Origin of the sequence: Marivita sp., from assembly GCF_017643905.1 — a bacterium.
In the GTDB taxonomy this organism is placed as follows: domain Bacteria; phylum Pseudomonadota; class Alphaproteobacteria; order Rhodobacterales; family Rhodobacteraceae; genus Marivita.
This window is the reverse complement of record NZ_JAEPMO010000108.1, coordinates 1-16,141: the sequence shown is the minus strand read 5'-3', so window position 1 is coordinate 16,141 and position 16,141 is coordinate 1. Positions and strand designations below refer to the sequence as shown.

Genomic DNA, 16,141 nt, shown 5'->3' with positions numbered 1-16,141 from the left:
AGGTATCTCAGGTCTCTTTTGGTCTATCTGCTCGCTGCTATTCTCAACGCAATCCAAAATTTGGAAACCAAAGCTCCCCGCAATCAGCCGCTATACACACCCGTCACAGCCTGAATTGCCTTGTTCAAGGTCGACTATTTACGCAGGCGAATCGGATTGCTACCTTTGGCGGCAAGAAATCGAAAAACTGGCGCAAAGACGTCGGGATCGGAGCGGTGAAAGGTACGGGGTTATGTCTTTAGAGAGCCCAACTTGGCAGGAACATTTCAACCAACTATTCACATCACTCTGATACCTACGTGTGGCGTGTGTCCACAATGACAGGCAGCTGACTCTTGGGAGTGGTGCAAAGATACGGTTTGAGACTTCAGCGCAAACGCTGGAGGTTCCGCGCGTTTCGCAAACGCCGCGAACTGAAACCTGTATCCAATCGCACCGATCTGATCCGGAAAACTGATATCCTGCTGTTCTGCACCGTGCGGAACGAAGGCATTCGCCTGCCCTATTTCCTGAAATACTACCGCGAGATGGGGATCTCCCATTTCTTTTTCGTCGATAACGACAGCACCGATGGCACCGCCGAATTGCTGGCGCAGCAACCGGATGTGTCTGTCTGGCACAGCCGCAACAGCTACAAGCGCTCGCGGTTCGGCATGGACTGGATGAATTGGCTGTTGCGGCGCTACGGACATGAGCATTGGTGCCTGACGGTCGATCCAGACGAATTCTTTGTCTACCCGTTCTGCGACTCGCGCCCCTTGCCCGCGCTGACGGATTGGCTGGACGCGTCGTCGATCCGGTCGTTCAGCGCGATGCTGCTGGACATGTATCCCAAGGGTCGGATCGACGCCGTACCGTATCAGGTGGGTCAGAACCCGCTTGAAATCGCGGCTTGATTCGATTCCGGGAATTACACGCTGAAGCGCAATCACCTTCTGGGCAATCTCTGGATTCAGGGGGGGCCGCGGGCGCGTGTGTTCTTTGCCGACCGCCCCGAAGCGGCACCTGCGCTGAACAAGATCCCGCTGGTGAAATGGCATCACCGGTATGCCTATGCCAGTTCGACCCACATGCTTTTGCCGCGCGGTCTGAACAAGGTTTACGACGAATGGGGCGGGGAGAAAGCGTCGGGTGCGCTGCTCCACACCAAGTTCATAAGCACGTTCAACGAAAAGGCCATGGAAGAACTCAAGCGCCGCGAGCATTACGCGGGCAGCTTGGAATACGTGGCCTATGCCAATGCGCTGCAGGACAATCCCGAACTTTGGTGCAAATGGTCCGAGAAATACATCAACTGGCGACAGCTTGAGATTCTGGGCCTCATGTCGATGGGCAACTGGGCATGAGCATCGGGATCGTCATGCTGGCGCACACCGCGCTGCACCGGGCCGAACAGGTGGCCCGGCACTGGACCAAGGCGGGCTGTCCGGTGGTGATCCATGTGGATCAGGTGGTGTCGGCGAAGCGGTACAAGATTTTCACCGAACGGCTGAGCGATGATCCCTTCGTGCGTTTTTCGCGGCGGCATCGCTGCGATTGGGGCACATGGGGGCTGGTGGCCGCGAGCCAGGATGCCAGCGAGTTGATGCTGGCCGAGTTCGAAGAGGTGAGCCATGTCTACCTCACGTCCGGGTCGTGCCTGCCGCTGCGCCCGGTTCAGGAATTGATCGACTATCTCAAGGCGCGTCCGCGCACCGATCATATCGAAAGTGCGACAACGGCAGATGTGCCTTGGACCGTGGGTGGGTTGGATGAAGAGCGGTTTACCATGCGGTTCCCGTTCTCGTGGCGGCGCAACCGGTATCTGTTCGACCGCTTCGTCGAATTGCAGCGCAAGGTCGGATACAAGCGCAAGATCCCGGACGGTCTGACACCGCATATGGGAAGCCAGTGGTGGTGCCTGACCCGGCAGACGCTGGCGTCGATCCTCGAAGACCCCAAGCGCAAGGTCTATGACCGCTATTTCCGCCATGTCTGGATTCCAGATGAGAGCTATTTCCAGACGCTCGCGCGGCTTTATTCCAACAACATCGTCAGCCGGTCTCTGACCCTGTCGAAGTTCGATTTTCAGGGCAAGCCGCACATCTTCTATGATGATCACCTGCAATTGCTGCGGCGGTCGGATTGCTTTGTGGCGCGCAAGATCTAGCACAATGCGGATCGCCTTTATGAGACGTTCCTGAGTCCCAAACCCGGCGAATTGAGCCTGCAGGAACCGAACCCCGGCAAGATCGACCGCATCTTTGCCAAGGCGGTGGATCGGCGGACACGTGGGCGGCCCGGGCTTTACATGCAGAGCCGGTTTCCCAATGAGGATTGGGAGAACGGGGTCACTGCCGCCAAGTATTCGGTGTTTCAAGGGTTCACCGAACTCTTCTCTGACTTTGAGCCGTGGCTGGCACAGGTGACGGGCGCGCGGGTGCATGGGCATCTGTTTGCCCCGGACCGGGCGCATTTTGCCGATGGTCAGACAGTGATGAACGGCGCACTGTCGGACAATGCGACGTTGCGCGACTACGATACCAAGATGTTCCTGACCAACCTGTTGTGGAACACGCGCGGTGAACGCCAGTGCTTCCAGCTTGGGCCAAGCAGCACGCGGCACGTTGTTTGGGATATCGCGAAGGATCCCAATGCGCAGGTCTCGGTCATCTCTGGTGCGTGGGCGATCCCGCTGTTCCAGTCGAACCGGAGCTTTGCCGAATTGCGGCGCGAGGCGGCGCAGTTGCAGAAGATCGAAACCGAAATGCTGGATGCGCTGCGGTCGCCCTATTCCAAATGCCGACGGCGCATCTGGACGATGGCGGAATTCATCGAAAGCCCGATGGAGGCGATCCAGGTGATCGTGGATGAAATCGGAACGCAGCCCACCCGGCGCCTGACCGAGGCGCCGAAAATGGTCGATCTGACCGGGTTCGGGCAATTCCTGCAAAACCTGAAAAACCAGGGGATGCATCCCTATCTCATGGGCGATTTCCCGGCCGACCCAATCGCGCAAGCAACTTTTCGGGGTGCGGACCGTCCGCGCCCTTACCTGGTGAAGAAGTAACACGTGGTTGCGGGATTTGATCTGTTTGTCGTCTTTGCGGAAATGCGAACCGGCTCCAACCTGCTGGAAGACTACCTGAACCAGATTGCCGGGATCACCTGCCACGGCGAGGCGTTCAATCCGAACTTCATCGGCTATCCCAACAGCACCGATATTCTGGGTATCACACAGTCACAGCGCGAGGATAATCCGGACCGTCTGCTGCGCACGATCCGGGACAAGACGGACGGGCTGGGTGGGTTCCGGTATTTCCACGACCATGATCCCCGGGTGCTTGCTCCGATCCTTTCGGATCCGCGCTGTGCCAAGATTGTCCTGACGCGTAACCCGCTCGACAGTTACATCAGCCTCAAGATTGCGCGGGCGACGGACCAGTGGAAGCTGACCAACGTCAGGAACCGCAAGGTCGCACAGGCGCATTTCGATCTGCACGAGTTCGAACGCCATCTGGGCCGGACCCAAGCGTTTCAACTCGAGATCATGCGCGCGCTGCAAGTGACGGGTCAAAGTGCGTTCTATATCGGCTATGACGATCTGCATGACACCGAAGTATTAAGCGGTCTGGCCCGATGGCTGGGCGCTGCGGCGGAACCTGAGGGGTTTCAGACCAACCTCAAGCCGCAAAATCCGCAACCTCTGTCCGACAAGGTGGCGAATTACAGCCAGATGGAAGTCGCCCTGCGGACGCTGGATCGTTTCGATCTGACGCGCACGCCCAATTTCGAACCAAGACGCGGCCCCGTGGTTCCGTCCTACGTGGCCTGCGCGCGCCATCCGCTGATGTACCTGCCGATCCGGTCGGGGCCGGAGCAGACCGTCACAGCGTGGATGTCAGCACTTGACGGGGATGGGTCAGAGTTGGTGAGCGACTTCAACCAGAAGTCCCTGCGCAGCTGGTTGCAGGATCATCCCGGACATCATCGCTTTACCGTGCTGCGGCACCCGCTGGCCCGCGCGCATGCCGCGTTCTGCGACAAGATCCTGAACACCGGACCGGGAAGTTTCGCAAAAATCCGGCAGCAGCTTGTGCGGTCGCATGGAATCGATCTGCCGGATGATCCGAACGATCCCGGATATGATCTGCGCGCGCACAAGACGGCGTTCGAAGGCTTTTTGACGTTCCTGCGGTCAAACCTAAACGGTCAGACCAGTATCCGGGTGGATGCGCATTGGGCCAGCCAGGTGACCTGCCTTCAGGGCATGTCCGAGTTCTGCCTTCCGGACAGCCTGCTTCGGGAAAGCGACTTGTCCTCTGCCCTGCCCCGGTTTGCAGAGACGTTGGGTCTCACCTCGGCGCCCGAATGGACGGGAGTGACGGACCCGCATGCAGAACGTCTTGCCGCGATCCATGAGCGCGGCTTGGACAAGCTGTGCCGCGACGCTTATCCGCGCGACTACATGATGTTCGGATTTTCGGATTTCAACGCACCCGCCTGAGCGGGTGCGCGATGTCAGGCTGCCTGAACTGCAGCGGCTTCTGTGATGATGGTGTGCAGCGTGGCGGGATCGGGATTGGCCCGCAGTTTTGCACAGAAGCTCTTGTCGCGGAGGGTGCGCGATACCAGCGCCAACGCCTTGAGGTGTTCGACGCCTGCATCCTCGGGTGCGAACAGCGCAAAGATCACATCCACCGGCTGACGATCGATCGCTTCGAAATCGAGCGGTTTTTCCAGAAGCATGAACACACCGACAACCGCCTCGACACCATCAAGCCGGGCATGTGGCAGAGCGACGCCGTGGCCCACACCGGTCGGGCCAAGGCTTTCACGTTCGAGCAACGCCTCAACGGCACGCTGAGCAGAGATGCCATAGGCTGACTCTGCGATATCGGCGATATCATGCATCAAGCGTTTCTTGCTGGATGCACTGGTCACAGCCTTCACGGCTTTGGAATTCAACAGGTCTGCAAATTTCATGTACTGCTCGTTGTTTGGACGCTGCCGGCCCGTATACCTTCGTTATGGATCGATCCAGCCGATGTTTCCATCTTCCCGACGATATACGACGTTCACACCGTCCTTTTTGTCATTTCGGAACACCAACACTGGCAGCCCCGCCAACTCCATCTGCATCACCGCCTCACCCACGGTCAACGACGGAATCTTGGTTTCCATCTCTGCGACGATTATGGGCTGCAATGATTCAGGTTCGTCGTCATGCGTGTCAACTTCGCTGGCGAGAATATACGAGGACGCCCCAAAAAGTTCAACAGGTTCCGTACGGTCCTTGTGGTGGTCTTTCAGGCGCCGTTTGTAGCGGCGCAGCTGCTTGTCCATCTTTTCGCAGCACGCGTCGAACGCTGCGTAGATTTCCGTCGCATGCGCCTTGGCGGAGGCGTTCAAACCGGTCGACAGATGAATCACTGCCTCACAAACAAACTCATGGGCGCTCTTTGAGAAGACAACGGTCGCGTCGGTCGGGCGACCGGCATACTTGCCCAGCATCGCGTCCAGTTCGGTCTTCGTATGAGTCTGGAGAGCCTCACCAACGTCAATCTGTTTGCCGGTTATCTGGTAACGCATAGGATATCCTTTTTATTGTTTTGGTTTTGCACGGAAACGCCGCCGGTTCAGCCGGAGGGCGCGTTTTCTGGCAAAATGGAAATGGCATTCTGACCGTTGTGTTTCTTTGTCCAGCCGGGGAGGCAGGCAAGGCAGAATTTGACGGTCTGTGTCTTCAAACGCCATAGGATCATTTCAATCCTGTGACAGCCACCTGTCAATGATTTCTGTCAAATGAAACTGTAATTATCCGATGCGGAAACTGTCGCCCAGATAGACCCTGCGGACGTTCTCGTTGCGGACAACTTCGTCCGGGGATCCGGACATCAGAACCTTACCGTCATGCAGGATATAGGCGCGATCCACGATTTCGAGCGTTTCGCGCACGTTGTGATCGGTGATGAGCACACCGATGCCGCGCTTCTTGAGATCGGCCACCAGATGGCGGATGTCTCCGACGCTGATCGGGTCGACCCCGGCGAAGGGTTCGTCCAGCAGCAGATACTTGGGATCGGCCGCGAGACAGCGGGCTATTTCGACGCGGCGCCGCTCACCGCCCGACAAGGCAAGCGCCGGAGCACGGCGCAGATGTTCGATGGAAAACTCGCCCAACAGCTCTTCAAGACGTTCACGCCGTTTGTGGCGGTCCGGCTGGCTGATGTCGAGAATGGCGTTGATGTTGTCTTCGACGCTCATGCCCCGGAAGATTGACATCTCCTGTGGCAGATATCCGATCCCCATGCGGGCGCGGCGATACATGGGCAGATAGGTGACGTCCTGCCCGTCGATCAGAACCTGACCACCCTCGGGGTTCACCAGCCCTGCAATGGCATAAAAGGATGTGGTCTTGCCGCTGCCGTTGGGGCCCAGCAGCGCGACGACTTCACCGCGATGCACCTCGAGCGAGACATCCCGGATCACCACGCGTTTCTTGTAGCTCTTGCGCAGATGACGGACGACCAGCCCGCTTTCCCCTTGGGTGACCGAGAGGGCCGGACCAGCCATCAGTTGTCGCTCGACTGGAACACCGTCCGCACACGGCCGTTCATCAGGGCGGTCCCCGCTTCGAGATCGACATCCATGCTGTCGGACACCAGCGTATTGGCGCCCTGAGTCAAGAGCACATTGCCCAGCATACGGATCGTGCCGCGATTGACCTCGTATTCGGCGGTGTCGGCTTCGGCTGCCTGATCGCCGTTAACGAGGGTCACGCCACCCGTCGCCTCGAGCCGTTCGACCCCGCTCTGGTTCTGGGTGTAAAAGACCAGGACACGCGGCGCGGAGAGGCGCATTTCGCCCTGACCGATGACGACGTTTCCGGTAAACAGCGCCGATCCGTCATTCTGCGAGACCGACAGAGAGTCTGCGCTGACTTCGACCGGGAGCGATGTGTCCTGCTGGACCGTGCCGAAGGCGACAGATGTCCCCTGCGCCTGCGCAAGCGTTGCACATCCCATCGCGATGACGGTTATCACTGTTCGGATCATCATTCGGCCCCGTTCTGTTGCGGGATGTATACCAGCTTTACCCCCTCCGTGAACAGCAACTGAATGTCCGCACTATCGCCAATCTCTTCAACCCGGAGTTTTCCCGCCGATAGGGTCAAGCCGGGACCGTCTGCCTCGACCGCGGAGGTGCTTTCGATGGCAACCCGATCGACCGCGGCATCCAGACCGTCTGTGCGCACGGTATAGCCGGAACTGCTTTCCAGAGTGACCCCATCACGCAGCAAAAGGCGGTCGCCGTCTTCCATCTGACCGACCGTCGCATCAATCACGATGCGGTTGCCATCGCTCACGTCGATGACCGCCCTCAGGTCATCCGCAATCATCCCCGAATTTTCCGCATCGCTGAACCTTGCCTGTCGCGCGGCAAGGGTGAGCCCCTGTCCGTTTTCGGTGGTGCCGGCGTAAAAGGGGCTGCCCATCTGTTCTGTCTGCGTGGGATCCGCGCCTCCGGTCAGCACCGGAATGACAGCGATGGGATCAGGACCACGCGCATAGAGAAAAATCGTCGACAGAAGCGCAAGCGCGCCCAGCGGAAGCAGGATCTTCAACCAGGCGATCAGGCGCGAATACATCTTAAATGTCCGCGCGGTCAGGTATGGGCGAAAATGTCGGTTTCCGGCCAACCGGCAAGATCAAGCTGGGCCCGCGTGGGCAGGAAATCGAAACAGGCCTGCGCCAGTTCGGCCCGGCCTTCGCGTTCCAGCATGGCCTGAAGCGCGTCGCGCAGCTTGTGCAGGTAAAGAACATCGGAGGCAGCATAGTCGACCTGTGCCTGGCTCAGGGTTTCGGACCCCCAATCACTTGACTGCTGTTGCTTGGAAATGTCGATGCCCAAGAGTTCCTGCAGCAGCACCTTGAGGCCGTGACGGTCCGTATAGGTGCGGACCAGCCGGCTGGCGATCTTGGTGCAGAAGACAGGGGCGGTGGTGACACCAAACGCGTTCTGCATCGCCGCAATGTCGAAGCGCCCGAAGTGAAAGAGCTTGAGCACGTTCGGATCGGTCAGCAGCTTTTCCAGATTGGGCGCAGAGGTCTGCCCTTTTTCGATCTGCACAAGATGCGCCGTTCCGTCGCCGCTGGACAATTGCACGACGCAAAGGCGGTCACGGTGCGGATGCAGCCCCATGGTCTCGCAATCGATGGCGACTTCCGGCCCGAGATCGAGACCATCGGGAAGGTCGCGGAGGTGGACTTTGTGGGACATCGCATTTCATCCTGTTCATGGAACCTGATGGGCAGATAGACCTAAGCCGATTGTGGCGCAACCTGCGCAGAGCTGCCGCACTTTCGTCCGATTCTGAAATTTAGGACATGATTCGGTCTCATTCGTGTCGCAAGCTGTCTTTAGATAGCATCAATTATACCAAATATATTTCAGTATATGTCACTTCGTGATCACACCGACGCTGGCGTGTCGCGGACACATTTGAGGTTCGATCATGGCCAAATACTGAAACAATCGCCTTTTGGGACTGGTTCCAGAACGGCAACATTCTTGATACTTTAAACGAATTGACGTGCCACACCGACTGTCGCCAATACGTCAACATTCCTTGTCGGTCGTAAAAACTGGTGATGTGACGCGACGGAAAGTGAGGTCAATCGTGCAACTGCAGCATTTTTGAACACGGGTAACACCCAATTCGAACGACCACCTTTAGACAGTGGGTGTCAGATTGCCGACAGTGACCCTTCTGTTTCAGCGGACTCTGCCATTTTAGTCAGAGGGTCAAAATTGTGATGACAGGCTCTATTCTTTCCAAATTGGATACATCCAGACGCACACGCTTAAGGAGATAAGTTTCTGGGAATACACGACAAAGTTTCCCCCCATTCCCAAAGTTGACCAAAATAAGGCGCATCGTCATAAAGAGGTCATGCTTTGGCAGGCCACAATCCTGCCGCATTATCGCAAGGCACTTGGGGGTTGGTGCTTCCACTAGGGAGTTGTGTAAGGGTCCGTCTGCTGAAATCTGCCACATAGCCTGAAAATCTGAAGATCGGACATGTTGTCCGCTGCCTCATGCTCATCGCAACGCGCTGTGAGCAAACGATATTTTCTTGCCTGCTGGTACCCAGTGAACGGCCCAAACACGTAGGGTTAACAGGGTCATAAATGACACTTCACATTCGCCAGCCGGGTCCGCACGCCAAAATCGAAACTCTGGTCAACGCGGCCTTTTCGAATACCGAACCGACAAGCCTCTATCGTGACTATTTCAAGCGCTTCATGGACATCACACTGGTGATCATGGCTGCCCCCGCTGTTCTTCTGGTGGTCGGCATCTGCGCGCTTCTGATCGCACGCAGCGGCGGATCGCCCTTCTACCAGCAGACCCGCATCGGTCGCTTCGGCAAGACCTTCAAGATGTGGAAACTGAGAACAATGGTGGCCAACGCGGACGCTGCGCTGGAGGAGTACATGCGCGCCAATCCTGCCGCCCGGATCGAATGGGACCGCAACCAGAAGCTTCGCCATGACCCGCGGATCACGAAAGTCGGCCAAATCCTGCGCAAAACCTCGCTCGACGAGCTGCCGCAGCTTTGGAACGTGCTGATCGGCGACATGTCGCTGGTTGGTCCGCGTCCGATGATGGTGGATCAGCAGTCGATGTACCCCGGTTCGGCCTATTACGCGCTGCGTCCCGGCATCACCGGCTTCTGGCAGGTGTCCGTGCGCCACGAGAGCAGCTTTGCCGAGCGCGCCACCTACGACGCAGAATATCTGCGCAAGGTCAACTTTGTGCAGGACATGTCGGTGATGCTGAAGACCGTCAGCGTCGTGACCAAGGGCACCGGCTGCTGATCAACCAGAGTGCTGCGCCAAGGCGTGACGGCGCAGCACCTGCATCAGTTCATCCAGCTCCTTCGCATTCAGTTCATTGATCAACCGACCCTGATCGTCCCATTGCTGCGCCGTCGCAGCGACCATCACTTCCGGCCCTGTGATCAACAAGGGCCGGAATGGCGTGAGACACAGACGCGCCATGTTCTGCGTCCGCTCCCCTCCTGCACGACCCGCCGCAGCGGACATGAGCGCCACCGGCTTATTGGCCCAAGGCGCGCCTTTGGTCCGGCTGACCCAATCCAGCGCATTCTTGAGAACGCCTGAAATGCCCTTGTTGTATTCAGGAGTGGCCACGATGACGGCGTCTGCGGCAGCGATCTGATCTGCAAGGGCCTGAACTTCGGCCGGGATGCCGGAATCTGCTTCGACGTCCCCATCATAGAGAGGAAGGCGCAGATCTCCTTCGACGAACTCTGCATCCCCGAAGCGCCGGACGGCTTCGAGCATGAGAAGTCGGTTTGTCGAGGCTTTGCGCAGCGATCCGCACAGGCCAACAAGCTTCAATTCTGCCATGGTTACTCTCCTGATCTGTTGCGCAGACACTTGGCGCAGCGATCCGGGATGGCAAGCCGTCATCCGCATGCAGAAACAAAAAGGCCCGCATCACGGGGATGCGGGCCTTTTTCTTGGGCTGATGCCGCGATCAGGCGTTCGGCAGGATCACGATCTCGACGCGACGGTTCTGCGCCCGGCCTTCCGGTGTCAGGTTGCTGGCAAGCGGCTGGTCTTCGCCGCGTCCGATGCTCTGGATGCGGAAGGACGGAACGCCTTCGCTTATCAGGATGTTCGCAACCGATTGCGCACGCTCTCGCGACAGGTTGAGGTTGTAGCCAGCATCGCCTGTGTTGTCGGTATGGCCGATGACCTGAACCGTGGTGTCCGGGTAGGCCAGAAGGCTTTGCCCGACGGTGCGCAGATCGCGTTGCAGGTCGGGGCGCAGCGTGGCGCTGTCGGTGGGGAACAGGATATCCTGCGGCAGCGTCACGATGAGCCGGTCGCCTGTGTTCCGGATGTTCACGTTGCTGTTGCCCATCTGCGCGCGAAGATCGGCCTCTTGCTTGTCGAGCTGGTTGCCTATGATTGCGCCGCCGCCACCGCCGATGGCCGCACCAAGAACAGCATTGCGGCGCCGCTCTTCGGGGTCGTTGCCCATCAGCGCACCAACAACGGCACCGGCACCAGCGCCGATGAGCGCGCCTTGCTTGGCTTGGCGATTGGGGTCGTTCGGATCGTTGAACGTGCCTGTGGTACAGGCTGAGAGTGCGATGGCGCCGCACAGCGCTGTGGTCAGGGAAAGTCTGGGAAATGTCATATGTTTTGCCTCGTCTAACTGCGCCCGAGTGTAAGGGTCCGTGCACTGCTATGCGATAACATAGACAGAAAGTTCCCTGATGTCGTGAAATAATCGGCGCATTTCCGCGCAAGGCTCAGGCTTCTACGCGCGCGGATTCCCAGGCAAGGATGCTGCGTTTGACCGGCAAACCCCAGTGATAGCCGCCCAATCCGCCCGATTTGCGCAGGGCGCGGTGACATGGGATCAGATAGCTGATCGGGTTGCGCCCCACTGCCGTGCCCACGGCGCGGACGGCTTTGGGATGGCCGATGAATTCCGCGATCTCGGAATAGGTGGTGACGTGGCCTGAGGGGATCTGCATCAGCGCTTCCCAGACCTTGATCTGGAACGGGGCACCGATCATGAAGAGCGGCACATCACCGTCGGCCTGACCGAAGGCGGCGCGGACCCAAGGGTCGAGCCTGTCCGGCTCTTCTATATAGGAGGCAAGGGGCCAGCGGCTGGTCAGATCCTGCATCGCCTCGGCCTCGGTGCATTCGGCCCCGAAACCGATCCCGCAGAGGCCCTTGTCGGTGCCCATCACCAAGGCAGGCCCAAACGGGCTGTCGAACCAGCCCCAGTAGATCGTCAGCCCTTCGCCTTTGCGGGCAAAGTCACCCGGGCTCATCGCCTCCCAGCGCAGAAAAAGGTCGTGCAGACGCCCGCCCCCGGACAAGCCGGCCTCGTGCGCGGTTTCGAGCGTTGTGAACCGTTCGGCCAGCAGCGCCTTGGCGTGGCCCAGCGTGAGGTATTGCTGATAGCGTTTGGGGCTGACACCGACCCAGCGCGAGAACACCCGCTGGAAATGCGCAGGGCTCATGTTCATTTCCAAAGCAAGCTCGTCCAGTGATACAGCAGGTCCGCTGGCGTCGATCACATCCAGCGCACGGCGCATGACGTGGAAATGATAGCCGTGGGTGTCTTCGTTCATCGTCTGCATCTCGTCGCCTCTTTGTTCGCTAATCCAGTCATATCTCGCAGACCAACCCCGCCGCGACCCGGTTTTTGCGCTTTGCGCAATTTGGCTTTGGAAAGCCGCCCGGCCATGCCATGCTGAATCATGACCAAGACCGTTGAAACCTTTGGCCCCCCATCCTCGCAGGCTCTGCAGGCCCGGGTATGGGCAAAATGGCAGGACCTGCGTGATGATCCCGCCATCGCCACCCACGGGCGGGCGCTGGCACTGGCGTCGCCCGAGGTCGGACCACTGTCGCGCCAGATCGCCATGGCCCGCGAGATGGGTGCCTCGGCCTGCGAGCATGTACTTGAAGCGGACGTCGCCGCCCGCTTTGCCGCGCTGGAGGACGAAGGGCTGAAAACCGACAGCTTCGTGGATTGGCGCAGCAGCGCGGAAACCCTCCAGCTGGCCCGCGCACGTCTGGCTGCCCGGCCCTTTACGGAGGACCTGACTTTGGGCCTCGTGGGTCCGGAGACCTCTACAGAAATCATGGCCGGACTCGATGCGGTCACCCAGATGTGCGAGGTGCAGTTGCCCCTTGGGCCGTTCATGCGCGGCCTTGAGCGGCCCGCAGTCTGCGCCTATGTGGCAGAGCCTTCGGGGCGCATCGTCGGCGCGTCGGCCTCGGTCGAGATGTACCACCCCGCGTCGGACTGGCCAGGGCTGTGCTGGTGGGGCATGCTGTCCACCCATCCGGACCGACGCGGCGAGGGCATTGCCAGCCGCCTCGGTTCGGTGGTGCTGGACGAGATGAATCGGCGGCACGGCATGACCGAATTCTTCACCGGTATCCGCACTGGCAACACCCCATCCGAGGCGCTTTGCACGCAGCTTGGCTTTGGGCCGTCGCCTTATCACGTTGTGCTGGCCATTGATCCGGCGCTGATGGCCGGGGGTCGTGTGACCAAGTAACGTGAATTTTCCGTTGCAGGCCGTGCCCGCCCCCGGCCATAAGGCGGCGATGGCAAAACAACTCGATTACCATACGATCCGCGAGATCTTTACCCGCTTTCAGGCGGTGGACCCCGAACCCAAGGGGGAGCTTGAGCATGTCAACGCCTATACGCTGGTCGTTGCCGTAGCGCTGTCGGCGCAGGCGACGGACGTGGGGGTGAACAAGGCCACCCGCGAGTTGTTCAAGATTGCCGACACACCCGAAAAGATGCTGGCGCTTGGAGAAGACGGCGTCATCGAGCACATCAAGACTATCGGTCTCTATCGCAACAAGGCCAAGAACGTCATCAAGCTCAGCCAGATCCTTGTCGATCAATACGGCGGTGAGGTGCCCAATTCCCGCGCCGCGCTGGAGAGCCTGCCCGGTGTCGGCCGCAAGACGGCGAACGTGGTTCTGAACATGTGGTGGGGGCATCCGAGCCAAGCGGTCGACACACATATCTTCCGCGTCGGCAACCGCACCGGCATCTGCCCCGGCAAAGATGTGGTCGCCGTGGAGCGTGCCATCGAAGACCATATCCCGGTTGATTTTCAGCATCATGCCCATCACTGGCTGATCCTGCACGGGCGCTACACCTGTGTGGCCCGGAAACCCAAATGCGGCGTCTGCGTGATCCGCGATCTCTGCCCATTCGAGGACAAGACAGAATGACCAAAAAATATCAGATCGTCGGCATCGGCAACGCCATTGTCGATGTGATCGCCCGCGCCGAAGACACGTTTCTGGACCTGATGGGAATCCAGAAAGGCATCATGCAACTGGTCGAGCGCGAACGCGGCGAAACGCTCTATGCCGCCATGAAAGAACGGACACAGACGCCGGGCGGGTCGGTCGCCAACACGCTGGCCGGTCTGGGCAATCTGGGCCTGCGTACCGCCTTTATCGGACGGGTGCATGATGATGCTTTGGGGCGGTTCTACGCGGATGCGATGGAAAAGGACGGCACCGCTTTCGTGAACCCGCCGGTGCCGGGCGGTGAGCTGCCAACCTCGCGGTCGATGATCTTTGTCTCGCCCGATGGCGAACGGTCGATGAACACATATCTGGGCATCTCGGCTGAACTTGGCCCCGAAGACGTGTCCGAAGATGTGGCGGCTGAGGCCGAGGTGGTGTTCCTTGAAGGTTATCTCTTCGACAAGGACAAGGGCAAAGACGCCTTCATCCGCACCGCGCGCACCTGCCGCGCGGCCGGTGGGAAAGCCGGGATCGCCATTTCCGATCCGTTCTGCGTCGAACGCCACCGCGACGACTTCCTGAACCTGATCGAGAACGAAATGGACTACGTGATCGGCAACGAGGCCGAGATCATGTCGCTGTTCCAGAACAACGATCTGGAGGCCGATTTGACCGCGGTTGCTGCAATCTGTCCACTGGTGGTGTGCACCCGGTCGGGTGACGGGGTGTCGATCATCCGTGACGGTGCGCGCGTCGATATCCCGGTTGAAAAGGTCGTCCCGGTCGATGCCACCGGAGCAGGCGACCAGTTCGCCGCCGGGTTCCTCTATGGCCTTGCCACCGGTCGCGACATGGAGACCGCAGGTCGCATGGGCTGCGTTGCAGCCGCAGAGGTGATTTCCCACATAGGGCCGCGCCCGGAGTCGAACCTTCAGGACCTGTTCAAGGCCGCCAGTTTGATCTGATCCGGCGAGTTGGGGTTAGCGCTCCGGCGCCTGCCAGAGGACATCCCTGACACTCGCCAACCGGGCAAACCGATTCAATTCGCCCTCAAGCTTCCTCTGGCGCTGCTGAGAAAGGCGTACATCCGGTTCCCACCAGAGGTTCTGGATCGTGAGCGTGTCCTGCTTGCGATCCGCCTTGACCTCGATCCGCCCGACCAAACGGTCCCCCTCCAACATCGGATAGACGTAGTACCCCCAGATACGTTTGGCAGCGGGGACAAACATCTCGACCGTATAGTCAAAGCCGAACAGCCGCTTCAGCCGCACCCGGTCGCGGATTGCGGGATCAAACGGGTTGAGGATGCGCAGCCGCGACGTGGGCGGCGTCAACCTAGCGATCCGGTCTTCGATATCCGGAGCGGCCAGTGCCTTGGTCCAGCCGCCATCTGCCGATTGCACCTCGACAGGGACAAGTGTCTTGGCATGGCGATCCGCCCATTCCGCAACTTCGGACACCTCGGTCGCGTCCCAGAACTTGCGGATCTCGCCCTGAGTGCCGACTACAATCCGATCCAAAGCCGCGTGGCACAGCCAGTCGATCTGCTCCTGATCCGGCACCTCTTGTGTCCGCAATTCCTCGGGAAAGATGCGCTCTGCCAGATCGTAATACTTGATGAACCCTTCGCGGTGACATGTCGCCAGCTCCCCCGCATACCAGAGGTAGTCCAGCCCGATCTTGTGCGGCGGGCGTTTCCACATTTCGCGATCGCCTTCGATCTTCGTGTCGAAATCGTGGGTCGAAAGGGGGCCTTCCTCGGCAATCCGGCGACGGATGTGGTCTAGGTGATCGTCCGCCAGATGTTTGCCGTACCACGACGACCGGCTGACCTTGTCCCGCATCCGCCGGAACTGACGCTGCCACATTGGCAGGAATGCCATCGGCAGGACGGACGCATCATGGGTGAAATGTTCGAAAACGGCCCGGTCTTTGGCAAGACATCGGTCCATCATCGGTTCGCGGTAGGTCTGATTGCGGCTCCAGAGGATATGGTGATGGGCGCGTGACACGACCTGGATCGTGTCGAGTTGCACAAAACCCAGATCATGGATCAGCGCGCCCAGATCAAGCGGGCCGGTTGGCGTGTCACTGAGACCGTTTGTGGCAAGCCAAACCTGTCGCGCGGTCCGGTTCGGGATTTTGAGGTGGCTCACGCAGGCTCCGCAGCATCGTCGAGTCAGCACATGCTACGCGACACAATCGAAATCGCCCACCATTTCCGGTGCAGATCTTCCAGCCGTTCAATCCGAGGTTTGACGCACAGTACCCGGTGCGGCATCACCGGTTGCTTCTATATCAGCAATGTACCGCT

15 protein-coding genes and 2 pseudogenes are annotated in these 16,141 nt (G+C 59.3%); 7 read left to right on the top strand and 10 right to left on the bottom strand.

Going from position 1 to position 16,141, the window contains the following annotated elements:
* The first annotated feature begins 335 nt into the window (after positions 1-335).
* The 3 genes and pseudogenes from JJ869_RS16410 (at position 336) to JJ869_RS16400 (ending at position 4,486) form a co-directional block, all read left to right on the top strand.
* A pseudogene (locus JJ869_RS16410) lies at positions 336-1,346 on the top strand (glycosyltransferase family 2 protein).
* Positions 1,343-3,049: pseudogene (locus tag JJ869_RS16405) on the top strand (beta-1,6-N-acetylglucosaminyltransferase). The pseudogenes JJ869_RS16410 and JJ869_RS16405 overlap by 4 nt, the downstream one beginning before the upstream one ends.
* A 3-nt stretch (positions 3,050-3,052) precedes the next feature.
* The gene (locus tag JJ869_RS16400) at positions 3,053-4,486 is read left to right on the top strand and encodes a sulfotransferase family 2 domain-containing protein (protein ID WP_292268654.1); all 1,434 of its coding nucleotides are present in this window, start codon (positions 3,053-3,055) and stop codon (positions 4,484-4,486) included.
* 14 nt (positions 4,487-4,500) lie between these two features.
* On the opposite strand, the gene JJ869_RS16395 is transcribed toward JJ869_RS16400, so the two are convergent.
* The 6 genes from JJ869_RS16395 to JJ869_RS16370 all read right to left on the bottom strand — a co-directional run bounded on the left by JJ869_RS16395 (position 4,501) and on the right by JJ869_RS16370 (position 8,262).
* Positions 4,501-4,965: a PTS sugar transporter subunit IIA gene (locus JJ869_RS16395; RefSeq protein ID WP_292268652.1), complete on the bottom strand. Its 465-nt coding sequence runs from the start codon at positions 4,963-4,965 to the stop codon at positions 4,501-4,503.
* Between the two features lie 42 nt (positions 4,966-5,007).
* On the bottom strand, positions 5,008-5,571 hold the full coding sequence (gene raiA / locus JJ869_RS16390; protein WP_292268651.1) for a ribosome-associated translation inhibitor RaiA: 564 nt from the start codon (positions 5,569-5,571) through the stop codon (positions 5,008-5,010).
* A 225-nt stretch (positions 5,572-5,796) separates the two neighbouring features.
* Positions 5,797-6,555: an LPS export ABC transporter ATP-binding protein gene (lptB, locus tag JJ869_RS16385; protein ID WP_292268650.1), complete on the bottom strand. Its 759-nt coding sequence runs from the start codon at positions 6,553-6,555 to the stop codon at positions 5,797-5,799.
* Positions 6,555-7,037: a lipopolysaccharide transport periplasmic protein LptA gene (lptA, locus tag JJ869_RS16380; RefSeq protein WP_292268656.1), complete on the bottom strand. Its 483-nt coding sequence runs from the start codon at positions 7,035-7,037 to the stop codon at positions 6,555-6,557. Before lptA ends, lptB begins: the two co-directional genes overlap by 1 nt.
* Entirely contained in the window at positions 7,037-7,630 is a 594-nt protein-coding gene (locus tag JJ869_RS16375; RefSeq protein ID WP_292268649.1) for a hypothetical protein, read from the bottom strand. Before JJ869_RS16375 ends, lptA begins: the two co-directional genes overlap by 1 nt.
* A 17-nt stretch (positions 7,631-7,647) precedes the next feature.
* The gene (locus tag JJ869_RS16370; protein ID WP_292268647.1) at positions 7,648-8,262 is read right to left on the bottom strand and encodes a ribonuclease D; all 615 of its coding nucleotides are present in this window, start codon (positions 8,260-8,262) and stop codon (positions 7,648-7,650) included.
* A 912-nt stretch (positions 8,263-9,174) separates the two neighbouring features.
* On the opposite strand from JJ869_RS16370, the gene JJ869_RS16365 reads away from it, so the two are divergent.
* Positions 9,175-9,864, top strand: a complete 690-nt coding sequence (locus tag JJ869_RS16365; protein ID WP_292268645.1) for a sugar transferase — start codon at positions 9,175-9,177, stop codon at positions 9,862-9,864.
* Here JJ869_RS16365 and JJ869_RS16360 read toward each other — a convergent pair whose 3' ends face one another.
* From JJ869_RS16360 to JJ869_RS16350, 3 genes are all read right to left on the bottom strand, one after another.
* Positions 9,865-10,419, bottom strand: a complete 555-nt coding sequence (locus JJ869_RS16360; protein WP_292268643.1) for an NADPH-dependent FMN reductase — start codon at positions 10,417-10,419, stop codon at positions 9,865-9,867.
* Positions 10,420-10,549: 130 nt separating this feature from the next.
* Positions 10,550-11,218, bottom strand: coding sequence for an OmpA family protein (locus JJ869_RS16355; RefSeq protein ID WP_292268641.1), 669 nt, complete (start codon positions 11,216-11,218; stop codon positions 10,550-10,552).
* A gap of 115 nt (positions 11,219-11,333) precedes the next feature.
* Positions 11,334-12,170 carry a methylated-DNA--[protein]-cysteine S-methyltransferase gene (locus JJ869_RS16350; RefSeq protein ID WP_292268655.1) on the bottom strand — a complete coding sequence of 279 codons (837 nt, stop codon included), beginning with the start codon at positions 12,168-12,170 and terminating at the stop codon, positions 11,334-11,336.
* Positions 12,171-12,299: 129 nt separating this feature from the next.
* Here JJ869_RS16350 and JJ869_RS16345 point away from each other — a divergent pair, with 129 nt between their 5' ends.
* The 3 genes from JJ869_RS16345 to JJ869_RS16335 are packed head-to-tail and all read left to right on the top strand — an operon-like array spanning position 12,300 to position 14,792.
* Positions 12,300-13,109, top strand: coding sequence for a GNAT family N-acetyltransferase (locus tag JJ869_RS16345; protein WP_292268639.1), 810 nt, complete (start codon positions 12,300-12,302; stop codon positions 13,107-13,109).
* Between the two features lie 49 nt (positions 13,110-13,158).
* On the top strand, positions 13,159-13,803 hold the full coding sequence (nth, locus tag JJ869_RS16340) for an endonuclease III (protein WP_292061241.1): 645 nt from the start codon (positions 13,159-13,161) through the stop codon (positions 13,801-13,803).
* Complete coding sequence (locus JJ869_RS16335) at positions 13,800-14,792, top strand: adenosine kinase (protein WP_292268637.1); 993 nt, start codon at positions 13,800-13,802, stop codon at positions 14,790-14,792. The genes nth and JJ869_RS16335 overlap by 4 nt, the downstream gene beginning before the upstream one ends.
* Before the next feature lie 15 nt (positions 14,793-14,807).
* On the opposite strand, the gene JJ869_RS16330 is transcribed toward JJ869_RS16335, so the two are convergent.
* Positions 14,808-15,983 (bottom strand): crosslink repair DNA glycosylase YcaQ family protein, encoded by a 1,176-nt coding sequence (locus JJ869_RS16330; RefSeq protein WP_292268635.1) that lies wholly within the window; start codon positions 15,981-15,983, stop codon positions 14,808-14,810.
* Positions 15,984-16,141: the final 158 nt, after the last annotated feature.

Bases quoted from the DNA above. Each gene is read 5' to 3' on its own strand.
- JJ869_RS16395 (WP_292268652.1), bottom strand. From the start codon at position 4,965: ATGAAATTTGCAGACCTGTTGAATTCCAAAGCCGTGAAGGCTGTGACC.
- raiA (WP_292268651.1), bottom strand. From the start codon at position 5,571: ATGCGTTACCAGATAACCGGCAAACAGATTGACGTTGGTGAGGCTCTC.
- lptB (WP_292268650.1), bottom strand. From the start codon at position 6,555: ATGGCTGGTCCGGCCCTCTCGGTCACCCAAGGGGAAAGCGGGCTGGTC.
- lptA (WP_292268656.1), bottom strand. From the start codon at position 7,037: ATGATCCGAACAGTGATAACCGTCATCGCGATGGGATGTGCAACGCTT.
- JJ869_RS16375 (WP_292268649.1), bottom strand. From the start codon at position 7,630: ATGTATTCGCGCCTGATCGCCTGGTTGAAGATCCTGCTTCCGCTGGGC.
- JJ869_RS16370 (WP_292268647.1), bottom strand. From the start codon at position 8,262: ATGTCCCACAAAGTCCACCTCCGCGACCTTCCCGATGGTCTCGATCTC.
- JJ869_RS16365 (WP_292268645.1), top strand. From the start codon at position 9,175: ATGACACTTCACATTCGCCAGCCGGGTCCGCACGCCAAAATCGAAACT.
- JJ869_RS16360 (WP_292268643.1), bottom strand. From the start codon at position 10,419: ATGGCAGAATTGAAGCTTGTTGGCCTGTGCGGATCGCTGCGCAAAGCC.
- JJ869_RS16355 (WP_292268641.1), bottom strand. From the start codon at position 11,218: ATGACATTTCCCAGACTTTCCCTGACCACAGCGCTGTGCGGCGCCATC.
- JJ869_RS16350 (WP_292268655.1), bottom strand. From the start codon at position 12,170: ATGAACGAAGACACCCACGGCTATCATTTCCACGTCATGCGCCGTGCG.
- JJ869_RS16345 (WP_292268639.1), top strand. From the start codon at position 12,300: ATGACCAAGACCGTTGAAACCTTTGGCCCCCCATCCTCGCAGGCTCTG.
- nth (WP_292061241.1), top strand. From the start codon at position 13,159: ATGGCAAAACAACTCGATTACCATACGATCCGCGAGATCTTTACCCGC.
- JJ869_RS16335 (WP_292268637.1), top strand. From the start codon at position 13,800: ATGACCAAAAAATATCAGATCGTCGGCATCGGCAACGCCATTGTCGAT.